Genomic DNA, 613 nt, shown 5'->3' on the forward strand with positions numbered 1-613 from the left:
TGCCAACCGTGCACCGCCGATGGAGCAGATTGGCCTAACTGCGCTAACGTTGTGTACGGTTCGATGAGCTTTCCTCGGTTTGTCACGCCCGTTTCGTACCAGCCTTGCGCCAAAATCAACTTTGCAACAATCGCTGGTAAGGCGAATAAGCAAATCAGTGCGATCAGCACAAACCGCCCTTTTGTAACTTGAGATGTCATGCCTCACCTCCTTGTGATGCCGCTTTTCTAAACCATCGAATACACACAACCATTGTGAGCAGTAAGAACACGCCAGCCATCACAAACCACTGTACGGCATACCCAAAATGCTTCGCGCTCGTCAGTGGAAGTGGATTCCAAGGAAATGGATATGCCCAGTCTTCTAGGTTGTCTGGCTGCAACACAGCCGGCATCAGCTCTACATTCAACAACTCATTGAGCTCGGAAATATTGAGGTTTTGGACTCGAATCCCCTCTCCCATTTCTGGCATCAATTCTGAGCTTAACGGATTCATTGATTTGCGATACAAACGTCCGGTTACGTTTGTGGGGCTCTTCAACGTCGTTACGGTTGGTAAAGAATCACGAGTTCGCAGCCCTTCGACGAAACCCAATTCTAAAAGCGCTAAGGT

General features: G+C 48.9%; 1 protein-coding gene and 1 pseudogene. Both read right to left on the reverse strand.

Annotated features, from left to right (window positions below; translation table 11 throughout):
• A pseudogene (locus R7E78_RS28090) lies at nt 1-200 on the reverse strand (cytochrome oxidase biogenesis cluster protein); the annotation flags it as partial.
• Nucleotides 197-613: SURF1 family protein (locus tag R7E78_RS28095; RefSeq protein ID WP_318058882.1), on the reverse strand; the 417-nt coding region annotated here is incomplete at its 5' end. The pseudogene R7E78_RS28090 and the gene R7E78_RS28095, both read right to left, overlap by 4 nt.

Source organism: Vibrio sp. YT-19(2023) (genome assembly GCF_033337395.1).